The sequence below is a fragment of the Streptomyces sp. FIT100 genome, assembly GCF_024584805.1.
GTDB lineage: Bacteria > Actinomycetota > Actinomycetes > Streptomycetales > Streptomycetaceae > Streptomyces.
Map to the genome: position 1 here is coordinate 5,675,183 of NZ_CP075715.1, position 17,652 is coordinate 5,692,834.

14 protein-coding genes and 1 pseudogene are annotated in these 17,652 nt (G+C 71.3%); 11 read left to right on the forward strand and 4 right to left on the reverse strand.

Annotated features, from left to right (window positions below):
- Positions 1 to 77: 77 nt before the first annotated feature.
- Complete coding sequence (locus KK483_RS25585) at positions 78 to 224, forward strand: hypothetical protein (RefSeq protein ID WP_262007572.1); 147 nt, start codon at positions 78 to 80, stop codon at positions 222 to 224.
- 9 nt (positions 225 to 233) lie between these two features.
- Here KK483_RS25585 and KK483_RS25590 read toward each other — a convergent pair.
- A pseudogene (locus tag KK483_RS25590) lies at positions 234 to 838 on the reverse strand (metallophosphoesterase family protein); the annotation flags it as partial.
- 67 nt (positions 839 to 905) lie between these two features.
- Between KK483_RS25590 and KK483_RS25595 the strand changes: the two are divergent.
- Together KK483_RS25595 and KK483_RS25600 are read left to right on the forward strand one after the other, a co-directional pair.
- Positions 906 to 1,949, forward strand: a complete 1,044-nt coding sequence (locus KK483_RS25595) for a 3-isopropylmalate dehydrogenase (protein ID WP_262007573.1) — start codon at positions 906 to 908, stop codon at positions 1,947 to 1,949.
- A 303-nt stretch (positions 1,950 to 2,252) separates the two neighbouring features.
- The gene (locus KK483_RS25600) at positions 2,253 to 3,341 is read left to right on the forward strand and encodes a branched-chain amino acid aminotransferase (protein WP_262007574.1); all 1,089 of its coding nucleotides are present in this window, start codon (positions 2,253 to 2,255) and stop codon (positions 3,339 to 3,341) included.
- 120 nt (positions 3,342 to 3,461) lie between these two features.
- Here KK483_RS25600 and KK483_RS25605 read toward each other — a convergent pair whose 3' ends face one another.
- Positions 3,462 to 3,668 (reverse strand): hypothetical protein, encoded by a 207-nt coding sequence (locus KK483_RS25605; protein ID WP_262007575.1) that lies wholly within the window; start codon positions 3,666 to 3,668, stop codon positions 3,462 to 3,464.
- A 305-nt stretch (positions 3,669 to 3,973) separates the two neighbouring features.
- Between KK483_RS25605 and ureA the strand changes: the two genes are divergently transcribed.
- The 7 genes from ureA (at position 3,974) to KK483_RS25640 (ending at position 11,890) form a co-directional block, all read left to right on the forward strand.
- The gene (gene ureA, locus KK483_RS25610; RefSeq protein ID WP_262007576.1) at positions 3,974 to 4,678 is read left to right on the forward strand and encodes an urease subunit gamma; all 705 of its coding nucleotides are present in this window, start codon (positions 3,974 to 3,976) and stop codon (positions 4,676 to 4,678) included.
- On the forward strand, positions 4,675 to 6,366 hold the full coding sequence (locus tag KK483_RS25615) for an urease subunit alpha (protein WP_262007577.1): 1,692 nt from the start codon (positions 4,675 to 4,677) through the stop codon (positions 6,364 to 6,366). The genes ureA and KK483_RS25615 overlap by 4 nt, the downstream gene beginning before the upstream one ends.
- A 158-nt stretch (positions 6,367 to 6,524) precedes the next feature.
- The gene (locus tag KK483_RS25620; RefSeq protein ID WP_262007578.1) at positions 6,525 to 7,544 is read left to right on the forward strand and encodes an agmatine/peptidylarginine deiminase; all 1,020 of its coding nucleotides are present in this window, start codon (positions 6,525 to 6,527) and stop codon (positions 7,542 to 7,544) included.
- Between the two features lie 86 nt (positions 7,545 to 7,630).
- A complete protein-coding gene (locus tag KK483_RS25625) occupies positions 7,631 to 8,233 on the forward strand; it encodes a TetR/AcrR family transcriptional regulator (protein ID WP_262007579.1) in 603 nt (200 codons plus the stop codon).
- Between the two features lie 318 nt (positions 8,234 to 8,551).
- On the forward strand, positions 8,552 to 10,159 hold the full coding sequence (cimA, locus tag KK483_RS25630) for a citramalate synthase (RefSeq protein WP_262007580.1): 1,608 nt from the start codon (positions 8,552 to 8,554) through the stop codon (positions 10,157 to 10,159).
- A 118-nt stretch (positions 10,160 to 10,277) separates the two neighbouring features.
- Positions 10,278 to 11,618, forward strand: coding sequence for a hypothetical protein (locus KK483_RS25635; protein ID WP_262007581.1), 1,341 nt, complete (start codon positions 10,278 to 10,280; stop codon positions 11,616 to 11,618).
- Positions 11,618 to 11,890: a DUF1876 domain-containing protein gene (locus tag KK483_RS25640; protein ID WP_262007582.1), complete on the forward strand. Its 273-nt coding sequence runs from the start codon at positions 11,618 to 11,620 to the stop codon at positions 11,888 to 11,890. Before KK483_RS25635 ends, KK483_RS25640 begins: the two co-directional genes overlap by 1 nt.
- Before the next feature lie 10 nt (positions 11,891 to 11,900).
- Here the strand turns inward: KK483_RS25640 and KK483_RS25645 are convergent, their stop codons facing one another.
- The gene (locus tag KK483_RS25645; protein ID WP_262007583.1) at positions 11,901 to 12,464 is read right to left on the reverse strand and encodes a hypothetical protein; all 564 of its coding nucleotides are present in this window, start codon (positions 12,462 to 12,464) and stop codon (positions 11,901 to 11,903) included.
- 325 nt (positions 12,465 to 12,789) lie between these two features.
- Positions 12,790 to 13,401: a YceI family protein gene (locus KK483_RS25650; protein ID WP_262007584.1), complete on the reverse strand. Its 612-nt coding sequence runs from the start codon at positions 13,399 to 13,401 to the stop codon at positions 12,790 to 12,792.
- A 240-nt stretch (positions 13,402 to 13,641) separates the two neighbouring features.
- Here KK483_RS25650 and KK483_RS25655 point away from each other — a divergent pair, with 240 nt between their 5' ends.
- Positions 13,642 to 17,472 carry an endo-alpha-N-acetylgalactosaminidase family protein gene (locus KK483_RS25655; protein WP_262007585.1) on the forward strand — a complete coding sequence of 1,277 codons (3,831 nt, stop codon included), beginning with the start codon at positions 13,642 to 13,644 and terminating at the stop codon, positions 17,470 to 17,472.
- Positions 17,473 to 17,652 lie beyond the last annotated feature (180 nt).

Consider the following 17,652-nt stretch of genomic DNA (forward strand, 5'->3'; position numbering starts at 1 on the left):
AGGCAATCCCTGCGGCCCGCGGCTCCCCGCCCCTTCCGGCGCCTTCGATCGTTTGTGATCTCAAGGAGTCGATCACCATGTCCGAGACGACGACCCTCCGCCGCCGCGTCCGCCACACGTCCCGTACGAGCGAGTCCGACCGCAAGAGCGCCGCCGCCAACGCCGCCGCCGCCCTGCAGCGAGCCCTTGACCGCAGGGACAACGGCGGCGAGACCGGCCACTGAGCCCCGGGCTCACTGACCGCGCTTGACCTCGAAGTAGTCGATGCGCTCGCCGCTCTCGGCGAGCGCGGAGACCTTCAGCCGTGCGTTCGCACCGGACTCCGCCTCGACCGCGAGAAAGGAGAAGCCGGTGTAGCGCACGCGCGACCACTCGACCACGTCTGGATCAAGCACAGTCGGGTCGGGCGGTCGCAGCTTCGTCCAGTCAACGTCACGATGTGGTCGTGGTCATGGACCTGGCCCTCGTAGCTGTCCTCCACGCCGAGCCCGAAGCCGTAGAGGTCGACACCGGCGCCGCCCGCCGTGACGTACACGATGCCGTCCCGCGTCGGGTCGGTCGTCGCTCCGATCGGCACGGGCTTGCCGACCTCGCCGCCCTTGACGGCGTCCGTGCGCTCGTAGACGTGGTTGTGGCCGTTGATCACCAGGTCCACCTGGTGCTGGGTGAACAGCGGCAGCCATGCGTCGCGCGGACCGCCGTCCGAGGCGTGGGTCGACGTCGAGTACATGCAGTGGTGGAAGAAGACGACCACGAAGTCGATCTCGGGCCGCGCGCGCAGCTCGCCGAGCCTCCTGTCCAGCCACGCCGTCTGCGCGCCGTCCGTGTAGCCCTTGTTGACGAGACGTGCGTCCGCATGGTGGACGTCCCATGTCATTCGCTGGGACGGGGGGTACGGTGCGGATATGTCTCGCAGCATCAATCTCGCAGTGATCCCCGGTGACGGCATCGGCCAGGAGGTCGTGGCCCAGGGCCTCAAGGTCCTCTCGGCCGTTCTCCCTGAGGATGTGAAGCTGGAGACCAAGGAGTACGACCTCGGTGCCACGCGCTGGCACCGCACCGGGGAGACCCTCCCGGACGCGGAGCTCGAAGCGCTCAGGCACCACGACGCGATCCTGCTCGGCGCGATCGGCGACCCGTCCGTGCCGTCCGGCGTCCTGGAGCGCGGTCTGCTCCTGAAGCTGCGGTTCGCCTTCGACCACTACGTGAACCTGCGCCCCTCGAAGCTCTTCCCCAACACGGCGACGCCGCTGGCGGGCCGTCCGGACATCGACTTCGTCGTCGTCCGCGAGGGCACCGAGGGCCCGTACACCGGCAACGGCGGTTCGCTGCGCACCGGTACGCCCGCCGAGGTCGCCACCGAGGTCAGCGTCAACACGGCGTACGGTGTCGAGCGCGTCGTCCGTGACGCGTTCGAGCGGGCCGACTCCCGCCCCCGCAAGAAGCTGACGCTGGTTCACAAGAACAACGTCCTCGTCTACGCGGGCCACATGTGGAAGAACATCTTCGACAAGGTCGGCCAGGAGTACCCCGAGGTCACCACCGACTATCTGCACGTCGACGCCGCGACGATCTTCTTCGTCACCCAGCCGGAGCGCTTCGACGTCATCGTCACCGACAACCTCTTCGGTGACATCCTCACCGACCTCGCCGCTGCCGTGACCGGCGGTATCGGCCTGGCCGCCTCCGGCAACATCAACCCGACGGGTGAATTCCCGTCCATGTTCGAGCCCGTCCACGGCTCCGCGCCCGACATCGCGGGCCAGGGCAAGGCCGACCCGACGGCCACGATCCTGTCCGTCGCCCTCCTCCTGCGCCACCTCGGCTACGAGACCGAGGCCGCCCGCATCGAGGACGCCGTCGCCGCCGACCTGGCAGAACGCGATGGCAGCACCACCCGTAGCACCGACGAGACCGGCGACGCGCTCGCCGTACGAGTAGCGGGCTGACCCTCCCTCAGAGCCCAAGGGCCTGGGGGGACCCCCAGGCTCTCGAACCTCGGATCTCGAATCCTCGAAGCTCGAAACCTCGAAGCCGCCGGGTCGCACAGCGCCCGGCGGCTTCTCCTGTGCGGCCTCCGGGTGCCACCATCAAGCCATGGGCCGCGATTCACGCCGTTCCGCCGCGTTCTGCTCCGGCCCCCACGCACTGCGATAATCGGACGTGGGGCCGCATCATGCGGGAAAGCTCGGACGTCCTAGGAGAGGCGTGAAGGCGGTCCGTCACAAACACACGGTGAAGGACACGCAGACATGACGACGACCACGATCGAGCTCAAGCCCTCCTCGAACCCGCTGTCGGACGCGGAGCGCGAGGCGATCCTGGCCAACCCCGGATTCGGCCGCCACTTCACCGACCACATGGTGGCGATCAAGTGGACCGAGGGGCGCGGCTGGCACGACGCTCAGCTCACCCCGTACGCGCCGCTGTCCATCGACCCGGCCAACATGACGCTGCACTACGCGCAGGAGATCTTCGAGGGGCTGAAGGCGTACCGCAGGCCCGACGGCTCGGTCGCCACCTTCCGGCCCGAGGCCAACGCCAAGCGCTTCCAGATCTCGGCCCACCGCATGGCCATGCCCGAGCTGCCGGTCGAGACCTTCGTCGCGGCCTGTGACGCACTGGTCCAGCAGGACAAGGCGTGGGTCCCGGCGCACGGCGGCGAGGCGTCGCTCTATCTGCGGCCGTTCATGATCGCCACCGAGGTCGGCCTCGGTGTGAAGCCGGCCAACGAGTACCTCTTCCTCGTCATCGCGTCCCCCGCGGGTCCGTACTTCCCCGGCGGGGTCAAGCCCGTCTCGATCTGGCTCTCCGAGGACCGTGTCCGCGCCGTCCCCGGCGGCATCGGCTTCGCCAAGACCGGCGGCAACTACGCGGCGTCGCTGCTCGCCCAGGCCGAGGCGGCCGCGCACGGCTGCGCCCAGGTCGCCTACCTCGACGCGGTGGAGCACCGGTGGGTCGAGGAGCTCGGCGGTATGAACCTGTACTTCGTGTACGGGGACAGGATCGTCACGCCCGAGCTCACCGGCTCGCTGCTCGCCGGTATCACCCGCGACTCGCTGCTCAAGCTCGCCCGCGACCTCGGCTACGAGGCCGAGGAGGGCCGGGTCTCCATCGACCAGTGGAAGCGCGACACCGAGAACGGCACGCTCACCGAGGTCTTCGCCTGCGGCACCGCCGCGGTGATCACCCCCGTCGGCACGGTCAAGTCCGCGGGCGGCGAGTGGTCGCAGGCCAACGGCGAGCCGGGCAAGGTCACGCTGGAGCTGCGCAAGCGGCTTCTCGACATCCAGACCGGCGCCGCCGAGGACCCGCACGGCTGGGTCCACGTCATCGGCTGACGTCCCACCGGGACGCAGGACCGGGCGCAGGACCGGGACGTCCCACCGGGACGCAGGAAGGCCCCCACGCGCGCCGCGCGTGGGGGCCTTCCCGTCACCTTCGGCTGCCGGTCGGCGAGGTCAGCGCCCCCGGCTCAGCCCGCGCCCGCGCTTTCGTTCGGCGCCTTGCCGGGCCTGCCGGGCCTGCCGGGCCTGCCGGACCTTGTCGCCCTTGCCGGACCTGGACGAGCCGTCCGGTGCGAAGGCGGCCAGGAACTCGCCGAAGGCGCAGGCCAGGCCGGCGATCCCCTTGACGGCCCTGCCCATCAGCAGCGCGGCCTCTTCCATCGTTCCTCCCCGTACTTCCCCCGTGTTTTCTCCAACTGCCGTCGGTCCACGGCCTCCACGATGTTACCGGCCGGTTCGGAGCTCGGTGTCCGCGCCGGTTCGATCGGCATCGGGCTCTCCGTAGGTTCGGAGGCGATGAATTGAGCGTCGCTCTAAGTCCTCGCCATGTCGATCACCGGTCAATGCTTTCCGCGTGGGACGTAGACGGTTAGAGTGTCATTCAAACGACTGGAATCGGACTCAGGATTCCGTGGCGGTGCGCCCCCCGGGGGAGCCGCAGAGGATCTGGACGGAGGCGTGGTGACGTGCGACTGACCCCGACCGAGCGCGACCGGCTGCTGCTCTTCGGCGCCGCCGAGCTGGCCCGGGCCCGGCGCGCCCGCGGGCTGAGGCTCAATGTGCCCGAGGCGACCGCGCTGATCGCCGACACCGTCTGCGAGGCGGCCCGCGACGGACGCCGTCTCGCCGAGGCGATCGAGGCCGCCCGCTCCGTCCTCGGCCCCGACGACGTCCTCCCCGGCGTCGCCGACGTCGTGACCGAGGTCCACGTCGAGGCCGTCTTCGACGACGGCTCCCGGCTCGCGGTCGTCTCCGACCCCATCGGGGGCGGCGGCCTCGGTGACGCGGCGCCCGGCGCCGTACTGCCCGGCCCGGCGGACCCCGAGCCGCTGCCCGAGGTGCGGCTGACCGTGCGCAACACCGCCGCCGTGCCCGTCAGCGTCACCTCCCACTTCCATTTCTTCGAGGCCAACCCGCGCCTCGACTTCGACCGCGCCGCGGCCTACGGCATGCGGCTGTGCGTCCCCGCCGGCTCCTCCGTCCGCTTCGATCCGGATGGCGAGGCCGAGGTCGGTCTCGTGCCGATCGGCGGCGACCGGATCGCGATCGGCTTCGCGGGCCTCGTGGACGGCCCGCTCGACGCGCCTGGCGCCAGGCAGGAGGCCCTGCGCAGGGCGGCCGCCTGCGGCTACCTCGGCGCCGCCCCCGCACCGCACGAGGAGGACCGATGACCCGCATCGACCCGCACGAGTACGCGAGCGTGCACGGCCCGCGCGCCGGGGACCGCGTCGTCCTCGGCGACTGCGGCCTCGTCGTCCGCGTCGAGTCCGACTCCCAGAAGCCCGGCGACGAGTTCCTCGCGGGCTTCGGCAAGACCGCCCGCGACGGACTGCACCTCAAGGCCGCGGCGGTCCGTGAGACCTGCGACGTCGTCATCAGCAACGTCCTCGTCATCGACGCCGTGCAGGGCATCCGCAAGGTGTCCGTCGGTATCCGCGAGGGCCGCATCGCCGGGATCGGCCGCGCCGGGAACCCGGACACCCTCGACGGCGTGGACGTCGTCGTCGGCACCGGCACATCGATCGTCTCCGGGGAGGGACTGATCGCCACGGCCGGCGCCGTGGACACCCATGTGCATCTGCTCTCGCCCCGGATCATGGAGGCGTCCCTCGCGTCGGGCGTCACGACGATCATCGGGCAGGAGTTCGGCCCTGTCTGGGGCGTCGGCGTCAACTCGCCCTGGGCGCTCAAGCACGCGTTCAACGCGTTCGACGCCTGGCCCGTCAACATCGGCTTCCTCGCCCGCGGCTCGTCCTCCGGTGACGCCCCGCTCGTCGAGGCGCTCGCCGAGGGCGGTGCGTCCGGCTTCAAGGTCCACGAGGACATGGGCGCCCACACCCGCGCGCTCGACACCGCCCTCGGGGTCGCCGAGGAGTACGACGTCCAGGTCGCCCTCCACAGCGACGGCCTCAACGAATGCCTGTCGGTCGAGGACACCCTGCGCGTCCTCGACGGCCGGAGCATCCACGCCTTCCACATCGAGGGCTGCGGCGGTGGCCATGTGCCGAACGTGCTGAAGATGGCGGGCGTGCCGAACGTCATCGGCTCCTCCACCAACCCGACCCTGCCCTTCGGCCGGGACGCGGTCGCCGAGCACTACGGGATGATCGTCTCCGTCCACGACCTCAAGACCGACCTGCCCGGTGACGCGGCCATGGCCCGCGACCGGATCCGCGCCGGGACGATGGGCGCCGAGGACGTCCTGCACGACCTGGGGGCGATCGGCATCACCTCGTCCGACGCCCAGGGCATGGGGCGCGCGGGCGAGACCGTGCGCCGGACCTTCGCCATGGCCGGGAAGATGAAGGCCGAGCTGGGCCCGATGGAGGGCGACGGCGCCCACGACGACAACGCGCGCGTGCTGCGCTACATGGCGAAGCTGACCATCAACCCCGCGATCGCCCATGGACTCGCGCACGAGATCGGCTCCATCGAGACCGGCAAGCTGGCCGACATCGTCCTGTGGAAGCCGCAGTTCTTCGGCGCGAAGCCGCAGCTCGTACTGAAGGCCGGCTTCCCGGCGTACGGGGTGACCGGCGACCCGAACGCCGCCACCGACACCTGCGAACCGCTGGTCCTCGGCCCGCAGTTCGGCGCCCATGGCGCGACCCCCGCGGACATCTCGGTCGCCTTCGTCTCCCAGGCCGCCGCGGCGCTCGGCAACGACCGGATGCCCACGCGCCGACGCCGGGTCGGTGTGCGGGGCACCCGGGGCATCGGCCCCGGGGACCTGCTCCTCAACTCCCGGATCGGCGACGTGGCCGTGGACGCGCACAGCGGACTGGTCACGCTGGACGGGGATCCGCTGCGCTCGGACCCGGTCGAGTCCATGTCCCTGAACCGGCTCTACTTCCTCTGACTCCTCTGACTCCTCTGACTCCTCTGACTCCTCTGACTCCTCTGGCTTCGCCGGCTCCTCTGACTCCTCTGGCTTCGCCGGCTCCCCTGACTTCGCTGGCTCCGCCGGCTCCTTCGAGGTTCCCTCGACCCCTTGAACTCCCTATCCAAGGACCTGTGATGACGTTCCGCATGCCGCCCGAGTGGGCCCCCCACGAGCGCACGTGGATGGCCTGGCCCGGCCCCAACCCCACCTTCACGAACGCCGAGGAGCTCGCCGAGGCGCGTGCCGCCTGGGCGGCCGTCGCCCGCGCCGTACGCCGCTTCGAGCCGGTCACCATGGTCGTCGGCCCCGGCCAGCGGGAGGGCGCCCGTGAACTGCTCGGCGGGGACGTCGACCTCGTGGAGCGCGAGCTCGACGACGCGTGGATGCGCGACATCGGCCCCACCTTCGTCACCGACGGGCGGGGCGGCCTGGCCGCGGTCGACTGGGTCTTCAACGGCTGGGGCGCCCAGGAGTGGGCCCGCTGGGAGAACGACTCCAAGATCGCCCGCCATGTCGCGGAGCTGCTGGACGTCCCCGTGCACTCCTCGGACCTGGTCAACGAGGGCGGCGCGATCCACGTCGACGGCGAGGGCACGGTCCTGCTGACCGACACCGTCCAGCTCGGCGCGGGCCGCAACCCCGGCCGGACCCGAGAGCAGGTCGAGGCCGAGATCCACGCCCGGCTCGGCACGACGAAGGCGATCTGGCTGCCGCACGGACTGACGGGCGACTACGGCACGTACGGCACCCAGGGGCACGTCGACATCGTCGCGGCCTTCGCCCACCCCGGCGTGGTCGTCGTCCACAGCCAGCAGAACCCGGCCCACCCCGACCACGAGCGCTCCCGGACGTACGTCGACCTCCTCCGCGGCAGTACGGACGCCCGTGGCCGCGCACTGGAGGTCGTCGAGGTCCCCGCGCCGACGGTCCTGAAGGACGAGGAGGGGGAGTGGGTCGACTACTCGTACATCAACCACTACCTCTGCAACGGCGGTGTGGTGCTGTGCGGGTTCGGCGACCCGAACGACGAGATCGCGGCGGGGATCTTCCGCCGGCTCTTCCCGGAGCGGACGGTGACCCTCGTGGACGCGCGGGCGATCTTCGCTGGCGGGGGAGGCATCCATTGCATCACCCAGCAGCAGCCGAAGGTCTGAGCGCGCAGGGCCCGCCCGTCGCCGGAGCGCCTTCCGCAGGGGCTCCGGAAGGGCCCGTCCGGAGGCCGGTCGGGTACAACGTACGGGTGACCGCATCGACCCCCCGGCGCCGCAACGTCGCCCCGCCCCGCGAGGAGCTCCTCGCCGCCGCCATGGCGACCATCGCCGAGCGCGGGCTCGACGGGCTGACCATGGCCGGGCTCGGGCGGCAGGTCGGGATGAGCAGCGGGCACCTGCTCTACTACTTCCGCACCAAGGACGAACTGCTGCTCCAGACCCTGGAGTGGAGCGAGGGCCGCCTCGGCGCCGAGCGCGGCGCGCTGCTGTCCCGGCCGGCGCCCGTGCGCGAGCGGCTGGAGGCATACGTCGATCTGTATGTGCCCGACGGGCCTCGCGATCCGCACTGGACCCTGTGGCTGGAGGTCTGGAATCGCTCGCAGAACGCCGGGGACGACGCCCGCGCCCGCCAGGCCGCGATCGAGGGCGCCTGGCACCGGGACCTCGTCGCGCTGCTCGCCGAGGGCATCTCGCACGGGGAGTTCCGCGCCGTCGACCCCGACCGCTTCGCCGCCCGGCTGCGCGCCCTGCTCGACGGCTTCAGCGTCCATGTGGCGGTCGGCATACCTGGTGCGAGCCGGGCCCAGGTTCTGGCCCACGTACGGGAGTTCATCGAGGACGCGCTGCTGTAGCCGCCCCGTCGGCCGCCGCGGGTGTGCCCGCATGGTGAGACCGGTGTCCGTAGTGTCACGCTCCTGTGGCAGACTGCCACCGTGCTCGCATTCGCCATGATTATCGGCAGCAGCGCGCCGGTCCGCAGTGACCACTGACCGTGGCAGCATCCCTCGCGGCAGTGGCACCGTGCCTCAGACCCGCGCGCAGACCTCTCGCACCCGCGAGGGGTTTTTTCGTTTTGCGGCCCCACCCCGGCCCGAAACGGGACGCGCGAAGATGGGGGCAAGTGGAGCCAGCAGTTCCGGAGCCACTCTTCCGACAGGAGTCATCACGCCATGACCACGACTGACGCCAGGCCCGACGACAGCTTCCATGTCTTCGACACGACGCTGCGCGACGGTGCCCAGCGCGAGGGCATCAACCTGACTGTCGCGGACAAGCTGACCATCGCCCGGCACCTGGACGAGTTCGGCGTGGGCTTCATCGAGGGCGGCTGGCCCGGCGCCAACCCCCGGGACACCGAGTTCTTCGCCCGGGCCCGCGACGAGATCCAGTTCCGGCACGCCCAGCTCGTCGCCTTCGGCGCCACCCGTCGGGCGGGCGGAGCGGCCGCCGAGGACCCGCAGGTCAGAGCCCTGCTGGAGTCCGGGGCTCCGGTCATCACGCTGGTCGCCAAATCCCACGACCGGCACGTCGAGCTCGCCCTGCGCACCACCCTCGACGAGAACGTGGCGATGGTCCGCGACACCGTCTCCTACCTGCGGGACCAGGGCCGCCGCGTCTTCGTCGACTGCGAGCACTTCTTCGACGGCTACAAGGCCAACCCGGAGTACGCGAAGGCCGTCGTCCGGGCGGCCGCGGAGGCCGGCGCCGACGTCGTCGTCCTGTGCGACACCAACGGCGGGATGCTCCCCGCGCAGGTCCAGGCCGTCGTCGCCACCGTCCTCGCCGACACCGGCGCCCGCCTCGGCATCCACGCCCAGGACGACACCGGCTGCGCCGTCGCCAACACGCTGGCCGCCGTCGACGCGGGCGCCACGCACGTGCAGTGCACGGCCAACGGCTACGGCGAGCGCGTCGGCAACGCCAACCTCTTCCCCGTGGTCGCCGCGCTGGAGCTGAAGTACGGCAAGAAGGTGCTGCCCGGGGGCGCGCTCCAGGAGATGACCCGGATCTCGCACGCCGTCGCCGAGGTCGTCAACCTGACGCCCTCCACCCACCAGCCCTATGTGGGTGTCTCGGCCTTCGCCCACAAGGCCGGACTGCACGCCTCCGCCATCAAGGTCGACCCGGACCTCTACCAGCACATCGACCCCGAGCAGGTCGGCAACACCATGCGGATGCTCGTCTCCGACATGGCGGGCCGCGCCTCGATCGAGCTCAAGGGCAAGGAGCTCGGGATCGACCTCGGCGGCGACCGCGAGCTGGTCGGCCGCGTCGTCGAGCGCGTCAAGGAGCGCGAGCTCAGGGGCTACACGTACGAGGCCGCCGACGCCTCCTTCGAGCTGCTGCTGAGGGAGCAGGCGGAGGGCAGGCCGCGCACCTACTTCCGTACGGAGTCCTGGCGCGCGATCGTGGAGGACCGCCCCGACGGCACCCACGCCAACGAGGCCACGGTCAAGCTGTGGGCCAAGGGCGAGCGCATCGTCGCCACCGCCGAGGGCAACGGCCCGGTCAACGCCCTCGACCGGGCCATGCGGGTGGGCCTGGAGCGGATCTACCCGCAGCTCGCCAAGCTGGAACTGGTCGACTACAAGGTCCGCATCCTCGAAGGCCGCCACGGTACCGAGTCGACCACCCGCGTCCTGATCACGACGAGCGACGGCGGCGGCGAGTGGTCGACGGTCGGCGTCGCGGAGAACGTGATCGCGGCGTCCTGGGAGGCCCTGGAGGACGCATACACCTACGGGCTGCTGCGGGCGGGCGTCGAGCCGGCGGCGTAGGCCCCGGCACAGGGAGTCCCGGCGTACGCCGCCCGCGGCGGGCCCGCTCGTCCTGAGCGGCCCCCATCCCTGACCGGCGAGTATGTCCATATTTCTTCCGCTCGGGTAGCGTCAAACCATGAGGATCAGGCCGTTCACCCTGTTGTCGGCCCTCGCCGGGCTGGCGCTGTTTCTGCTGCTGGCCCTGGCTCCCGGCGCGGGGGCGAAGGCCACCGGGATATCCGACGCGGCCGCGGCCCTGAAGCAGGGGCCCGTGTACGTCGACCCGGGTGCCCGGGCGCAACTGTCCGAGGCCGATGAGCAGGCGCTGGAGCAGAAGATCGAGGCCGCGGACAAGCCGGTGTTCATCGCCGTACTGCCGCAGAGCCCGGCCTTCCCCGCCGACAGCGTCCTGCGGGATCTGCGCACCGCGACCGGGATCACCGGGCTGTACGGGATCCGGCTCGGCGACGGCTTCAACGCGGGCGCGGACCGCACCGTGATGCCCGCCAACGCCGTACAGAACGTCGTGGCAGGGGTGAAGACCCCCGGCGCCGACGCCGCGACCCAGCTGAACAACTTCGTCGACCAGTCGCTGCCGACCGTCCGCGGCGCCGCCCCGGCCTCCTGGAGCTCCGGATCCGGTTCCGGCACCGTCGGCAACCCCGCCGAGCTGATCGCCCTCGCCGCGGTCCTCGCCGCGGGCGGCGCGGGCGCGTACGCCGTCGTCCGCCGTAACCGCCGCCGCCGGGCCGAGGAGGAGCGGGCAGCGCTCGAGAAGCTGCGGGTCGTGGTGGACGAGGACATCACCGCGTACGGCGAGGAGCTCGACCGGCTCGACTTCCACCCCTCCGAGCGCGGCGCCGACGACGCGATGCGCGCCGACTACGAACGCGCCCTCGACTCCTACGACGAGGCCAAGTCCGCCATGGCCTCCGCCCAGCACCCGCACGACGTACGCCAGGTCACCGAGGCGCTGGAGGCGGGCCGATACTCCCTCGCGGTCCTGGCCGCACGCCGAGAGGGCGCACCGCTCCCCGAGCGCCGTGCGCCGTGCTTCTTCGACCCCCGCCACGGCCCGTCCACGGCCGACAGGACCTGGATGCCCGCCGGCGGTGCCGCCCGCGAGGTCCCCGTCTGCGCCGCCGATGCCGCCCGTCTCGCCGACGGCAAGGACCCCCTGGCCCGCCAGGTCGACACCGAGTCCGGCCCGCGCCCCTACTGGGAGGCGGGCCCCGCCTACGGCCCCTGGGCCGGCGGCTACTTCGGCGGCGGCCTCCTGCCGGGCCTGCTGGTGGGCACGCTGCTCGGCAGCGCCCTGTCGACCCCGGCGTACGCGGCCGAGTACGGCGGCGGCGACTTCGGCGACTTCAGCGGCGGCGATGTCTCCGGCGGTGACTTCAACGCCTCAGACTTCGGCGGCGGAGGCTTCGACGGAGGCGGATTCGGCGGCGGCGGGTTCGACGGAGGTGGCTTCTGATGCGTACGAAGAAGTGGAACATCGAGATCGTCATCACGGAGAGCGATCGCACCACCCAGGCCGAGGCGCGCCTGCGCGGCCAGAATGCCGAACTCTTCGTCGGCGAGGGCACGGCCCACCGCAACCGCACCGATCAGGACATCCCTCATATCGGCGACGAACTCGCGGTCGCCCGGGCCCTGAGCGGAGTCAGCCATGAGCTGCTCCACGAGGTGGCGGCGGAGATCGAGACGCGGACCGGGGAGCGGGTCGGACGGCTGCGGGAGGCGTAGGAGGGCGTCGTCACCAGGTGTGGGCGACGTCCACGACCAGTCGGTCTTCGAGTTGGAGCACCCGGAACGGCAGCCTGGCCCGGACGCCGAGACCGACCTGGGTCTGGCCTTCGTAGCTCGCCCCGAACCTGGTGTCCCTGAACGTCTTGTAACCGGCGAGGTTCACGCCCGGCAGGGGCTTGGCCGCCTTCGCGGGATAGGTCGGCCGGTAGGCGGCGTCGTGGCTCGGCGCGGACACGTAGATCTCCAGGATGGCGCCCCCTGCGACCGGTATCAGCTTGCCGGAGGCGTCCTGGTGGAAGGCGTCGACGTAGCCGACGTGGTAGCCCACCTTGCCCGTCGCGGCGGGGACGTCGAAGACCATGCGGTCGAAGCAGGCGTGACGGCCGGTCCTGATGTTCTTCAGTGGTGCGATGCCCGAGTCCGGGGCCGACTTGAGCAGGCTGCCCCAATGGGTCGAGCAGGCGGCGGGCCTGGCCGCCGTCGGGGTCGCGGCAGTGGCCGCTCCCGCCGTACCCGCGAGCAGGACGCTCGCTAACGCAACCGCGATGGCTGATTTCCTTAACGTTCGCATGACGTGCTCCAGACAGTTGAGGGCGGTTCCCTTGTGGATGAGACAGCCGGGCCGGTGAAGACGTTGCACCGTTGGGTGGAATTGGCTGATTATGATGCAAATTTGTTGCAGGTGTCCACAAGTGGGGGATTCAGCTCCCCGGGCACGGGGTTGCGGTAGCCGTCCTCGGGCTCTGGCAGGCAGTCCGTTGAACCGACCGCCCGTTGTCGTCCGCGCGCACGAGCGCCCGCCGTTCCGGTTGGGGGTGGGTAGGAACGGCGGGCGCGCTCATGGGGGTCCCGGAACCCGCGGGCCGGGGAGGCCGGCCGGGGTTCGACGGGCCCGGTCAGGCCGCGGACTTGATCGCGGAGATGTCGAAGTTCAGCTTCACCTTGTCGCTGACCATCACACCGCCGGTCTCCAGCGCCGCGTTCCAGGTCAGGCCCCACTCGGAGCGCAGGATCTCCGCGCTGCCCTCGAAGCCGACGCGCTCGTTGCCGTAGGGGTCCGTCGCCGCGCCGTTGAACTCCAGGTCGATGGAGAGCGGGCGGGTGACGTCCTTGATCGTGAGGTCGCCGGTGATGCGGTACTTCTCCCCGCCCAGCTGCTCGGCCGTGGTGGAACGGAAGGTCATCATCGGGAACTTCTCGGCGTCGAAGAAGTCGCCGCTGCACAGGTGGCCGTCGCGGTCGGCGATGCCGGTGTCCACGCTGGCGATCTTGACGTCGATGGTGGCCGTCGAGGAGGACGGGTCCGAGCCGTCGAGGCGCAGCGTGCCCTCGTGGTCGGAGAAGCTGCCGCGGACGTTGGTGACCATGGCGTGACGGACGGTGAAGCCGATGCTGCTGTGGGCGGGGTCGATGGTGTACTCGCCGGTCAGCGCGGCCAGCGCGGGGTTCACCGTCTGCGGGGCGGCGGTGGTGGTGGCGACGTCGTTCTTGCGGTTGAACAGGCCCATGACTACTCCTCGGGGACGCTTGGGTCGGGCGGTGGAGTGACCTACCCGGCCACTCGTTGAATCTTCAACGAGCTCAACCGTAGACCCATTCCCTTAAAGGTTCAACATTTTCTTCGGCATCGGGGGAGAGGTTCGCCCGTCCGGGCTACTTGGACTAAACGAAGGGCGTTGTTGGACTGGGTGCGTCCCTCCCGTCCGACTTCGTTGACGGTGCGGACACGCCCCCGCTACCCAGTCCCCATGTCGTTCACCAAGAGATCCTGGGCCACCGGCGCCGTCGCCGCCGCGACGGCCGCCGCGCTCATAGCGCCGACCGGGCCCGCCGTCGCCGCCCCGGACTCCGCGGACGGGTCCGCCGTCCTCACCTCGGGACAGCTGGCCGTCGCCGTCGCCGACGACTTCCCGCGCGTCCTCTCGTACACCGACCGCGCGACCGGAGCCCGGCTCAACGGCAGCACCCGCGCGGTCACCGAGGTCACGCTCAACGGCACGGCCCACCGCGTGCAGCTGAAGGCCCCGCCCGTCGTCAAGGGCGCGAGCGCCGCGTACACCCTCACCTTCCCCGGTCTCGCGGGCGTCGAGATCGACGCCGTGCTCTCCCTCGCCGGCCGTGCCACCACCTTCAGGGTCACGGCCGTCCGGGACACCGAGGAGTTCCGGGTCGGGACCATCGACATCCCGGGGCACGACCTGGTGTCGGTCGGGAGCACGGAGGCGGGGGCCGCGACCGCGTTCACCCGGCTCGACCCCGACTCGACGAAGACCGCGGACGTCTTCGGCACGGTCACGGACGCGACGGCCCCCGAGGCCGCTCCCGTCGGCGCCTCGTACGCCATCGTCAACACGAGCGCCCTCGCCGCCGCCGTCGAGTCCAACTCCAGCTACGACAAGCCCTCCGGCGCCACCGGCGGCGACGACGCCCGCTTCTGGCACCAGGCCCGCAAGGACGCCGACGGCAGCACGCGCGTCGGCGTCTGGTCAGGGCAGTGGACCTACCGCGGCGACGGCGCCCCCCGCCCCGAGAGCGGCAAGGACCTCCCGTGGGCCAAGGTCGTCGTCACGCCCGACGCCAACGGCGACGGGAAGACCGACTGGCAGGACGGCGCCGTCGCCTTCCGGACCATCGGGATCACCGCGCCCGGCAGCGAGGAGACCCCCGACCGGGTCGTCACCCACATCCCCTTCAACTTCGCCAGCCAGGCCACCCACCCCTTCCTGCGCACCCTCGACGACGTCAAGCGGATCTCGCTCTCCACGGACGGACTCGGGCAGCTCGCCGTCCTCAAGGGGTACGGCTCCGAGGGCCATGACTCGGCCCACCCCGACTACGGCGGCAACTACAACAAGCGCGCCGGCGGGCTCACCGACCTCAACAAGCTCCTCGCGAGCGGCAGGAAGTGGGGCGCGACCTTCGGCGTGCACGTCAACGCCACCGAGTCCTACCCGGAGGCGAAGAACTTCAGCGAGACCCTCGTCGACAAGAGCAAGCCCGGCTGGAACTGGCTCAACCAGAGCTACTACATCGACCAGCGCCGCGACATCAACAGCGGCGACCTCGCCCGGCGCTTCCGGCAACTGCGCGACGAGACCGACCCGAACCTGAACTTCCTCTACATCGACGTCTACTACACGCACGGCTGGATCGCCGACAAGACCATGCAGGCCGTGCAGGCGCAGGGCTGGACCGTGGGCACGGAGTGGGCCGACAAGTTCGAGCGTGGCTCGCTCTGGTCCCACTGGGCCAACGACCTCGACTACGGCGGCGCCACCAACAAGGGCCTGAACTCGCAGATCATCCGGTTCATCCGGAACGGTGAGAAGGACGTCTGGAACAACCACCCGGTCCTCGGCCAGACCGCCCTCGAAGACTTCGAGGGCTGGACCGGAGAGACCGACTGGACCGCCTTCTCCACCAACATCTGGGAGAAGAACCTCCCCGCCAAGTTCCTCCAGCACCAGCGCATCACCCGCTGGGACGGCAACGACATCAGCCTCACCGGAGAGCTGCGCGGCACGGTCGAGGACGGCCGCCGCGCCTTCTACGACCACGGGCGCAAGGTACTCGACGGGGACCGCTACCTGCTGCCGTGGGACGGCGGGAAGAAGCTCTACCACTACAACAAGCAGGGTGGAAGCAGCAGTTGGTCGGTGCCGGGCAGCGGCTCGTACACCGTCTACAAGCTCACCGACAACGGCCGCGTGAAGACCGGCACCGTACGGCCCGCCGGCGGCAAGGTCACCCTTGAGGCCGAGGCGGGCCGGCCCTACGTCCTCTACCCGGACCGGGCGCCCACGGCGCAGGACCCGCGGTGGGGCGAGGGCAGCCCCGTCGACGACCCCGGCTTCAACGGTGCCGGGCTGAGCGCCTGGACGAAGACCGGCGCCGTCGCCCGCGACACCGACGCCCACGGCCGCAACTCCGCCCGGATCACCGGCACCGGCGCCGCCTCGCTCTCCCAGCGGATCACCGGGCTTGAGCCGGGCAAGCGGTACAGCGCCTCCGCGTGGATCGAGGTCGAGCCGGGCACCTCGCGCCGCACCGTCCTGTCCGCCGGCGGACAGTCCGCCACCGTCGAGCGCTCCGCCGTCGAGAACACCGTCGCCGCGTCCGACTGGCACTCCACCAACCTCCAGCGCGCCAAGGTGAACTTCACCGCCCCCGCGGGCGGCGCGGTCACCCTGCGGATCGACGCCGCGGGAGGTCCGGCCGCCGCCGTACGGGTCGATGACGTACGGCTCGTCGCCAACGCCCCCGCCACCAGGCCCGGGGCGCTCGTACACGAGGACTTCGAGGCCGTCGACCAGGGCTGGGGGCCGTTCGTCAAGGGCGATGCGGGCGGAGTGACGGACCCGCGCACGCACGTCAGCCAGTTGCACGCCCCGTACACCCAGGCCGGCTGGAACGGGAAGCGCATCGACGACGTGCTCGCCGGCAAGGAGTCCCTCAAGTCGCACGAGGAGAACAGCGGCCTGGTCTACCGGACCGCGCCCTGGACCGTGCCCATGAAGGACGGGCACAGCTACCGGGTCGAGTACTCCTACCAGTCCAGCCACGCCGGCGCCTACGAGTGGATCACCGGCTACGACCGGGCCTCCGGCGGCTCCGTCGAGACCCGCGGCACACCCATCGGCGAGCAGCGCACCACCGGCCACTTCAGCGAGACCGTCACCGCGGGCTGCGGCGACACCTGGACCGGGCTGCGCAAGCGCGACAGCGCCCCGGACGGCGCGGACTTCGTCATGGACGGCTTCACCGTGACCGACCTCGGGCCGGCCTCCGAGGCGCCCGCCTGCGGCACGCTCGCCGTCACCGCGGCCGCCGAGACGCTGGAGCCGGGCACCGGCAACGAGGTCAGGGCCGTCTTCACCAACGACGAGGCGACCGCAGCCACCGACGTCGCCCTGGGACTGGCCCTCCCCGAGGGCTGGACCGCCGAGCCCGCGGGCGCGGTGTCCTTCGACTCCGTGGCACCGGGCGCGAAGGCCACGGCCACCTGGCAGGTCACCCCGCCCGTCGACGCCGCGTACCGGACGTACGAGCTCGGCTCGTCGGCCGCGTACAAGGTGGCGGGCTCCCCGCGGAGCCTCGCGGCGGCCACCTCCGTACGGACCCTGCCGCCGCCGCCGACGGCCGACGCCTGGGCGAGCGACCTCGACTGGACCGCCGCCGAGAACGGCTGGGGGCCGGTCGAGCGCGACCTCTCCAACGGCGAGACCGGCGCGGGCGACGGCAGTCCTCTGAAGATCGGGGGAGTGGCCTACGAGAAGGGGCTCGGCACCCACGCCCCGGCGAAGGTCCGCTACTACCTGGGCGGCAAGTGCACCTCGTTCACGGCCGAGGTCGGCGTGGACGACGTCCAGACCGCCCGCGGCAGCGTGCGGTTCAGCGTCACCGCCGACGGCACGGAGAAGGTCGCCTCGCCCGTGCTGAAGGCCGCCGACAGCGCGTGGGGCCTCAGCGCGGACGTCACCGGCGCGAAGTACGTCGAGCTGGTCGTGGACGACGGCGGCGACGGGAACGGCAACGACCACGCCGACTGGGGGAGTGCGCGCTTCCACTGCGCGTCCTGACCCGCGCGGACCGCACCGGCCCCCGCACCCGCCCCCGCACCGGCCCCCGCACCCGCCCCCGCACCCGCCCCCGCACCGGCCCCCGCCCTGGCACCAGGGCGGGGGCCGGTGGCGTACCCGGCCATGGCGCCGATCCGGTGAATGGTCCCTCTGCGAAGATTCCCCGTGCGGGATGATGCC

Coding starts and splice junctions, on each gene's coding strand:
- KK483_RS25585 (WP_262007572.1), top strand. CDS start 78: ATGTCCGAGACGACGACCCTCCGCCGCCGCGTCCGCCACACGTCCCGT.
- KK483_RS25595 (WP_262007573.1), top strand. CDS start 906: ATGTCTCGCAGCATCAATCTCGCAGTGATCCCCGGTGACGGCATCGGC.
- KK483_RS25600 (WP_262007574.1), top strand. CDS start 2,253: ATGACGACGACCACGATCGAGCTCAAGCCCTCCTCGAACCCGCTGTCG.
- KK483_RS25605 (WP_262007575.1), bottom strand. CDS start 3,668: ATGGAAGAGGCCGCGCTGCTGATGGGCAGGGCCGTCAAGGGGATCGCC.
- KK483_RS25615 (WP_262007577.1), top strand. CDS start 4,675: ATGACCCGCATCGACCCGCACGAGTACGCGAGCGTGCACGGCCCGCGC.
- KK483_RS25620 (WP_262007578.1), top strand. CDS start 6,525: ATGACGTTCCGCATGCCGCCCGAGTGGGCCCCCCACGAGCGCACGTGG.
- cimA (WP_262007580.1), top strand. CDS start 8,552: ATGACCACGACTGACGCCAGGCCCGACGACAGCTTCCATGTCTTCGAC.
- KK483_RS25635 (WP_262007581.1), top strand. CDS start 10,278: ATGAGGATCAGGCCGTTCACCCTGTTGTCGGCCCTCGCCGGGCTGGCG.
- KK483_RS25640 (WP_262007582.1), top strand. CDS start 11,618: ATGCGTACGAAGAAGTGGAACATCGAGATCGTCATCACGGAGAGCGAT.
- KK483_RS25645 (WP_262007583.1), bottom strand. CDS start 12,464: ATGCGAACGTTAAGGAAATCAGCCATCGCGGTTGCGTTAGCGAGCGTC.
- KK483_RS25650 (WP_262007584.1), bottom strand. CDS start 13,401: ATGGGCCTGTTCAACCGCAAGAACGACGTCGCCACCACCACCGCCGCC.
- KK483_RS25655 (WP_262007585.1), top strand. CDS start 13,642: ATGTCGTTCACCAAGAGATCCTGGGCCACCGGCGCCGTCGCCGCCGCG.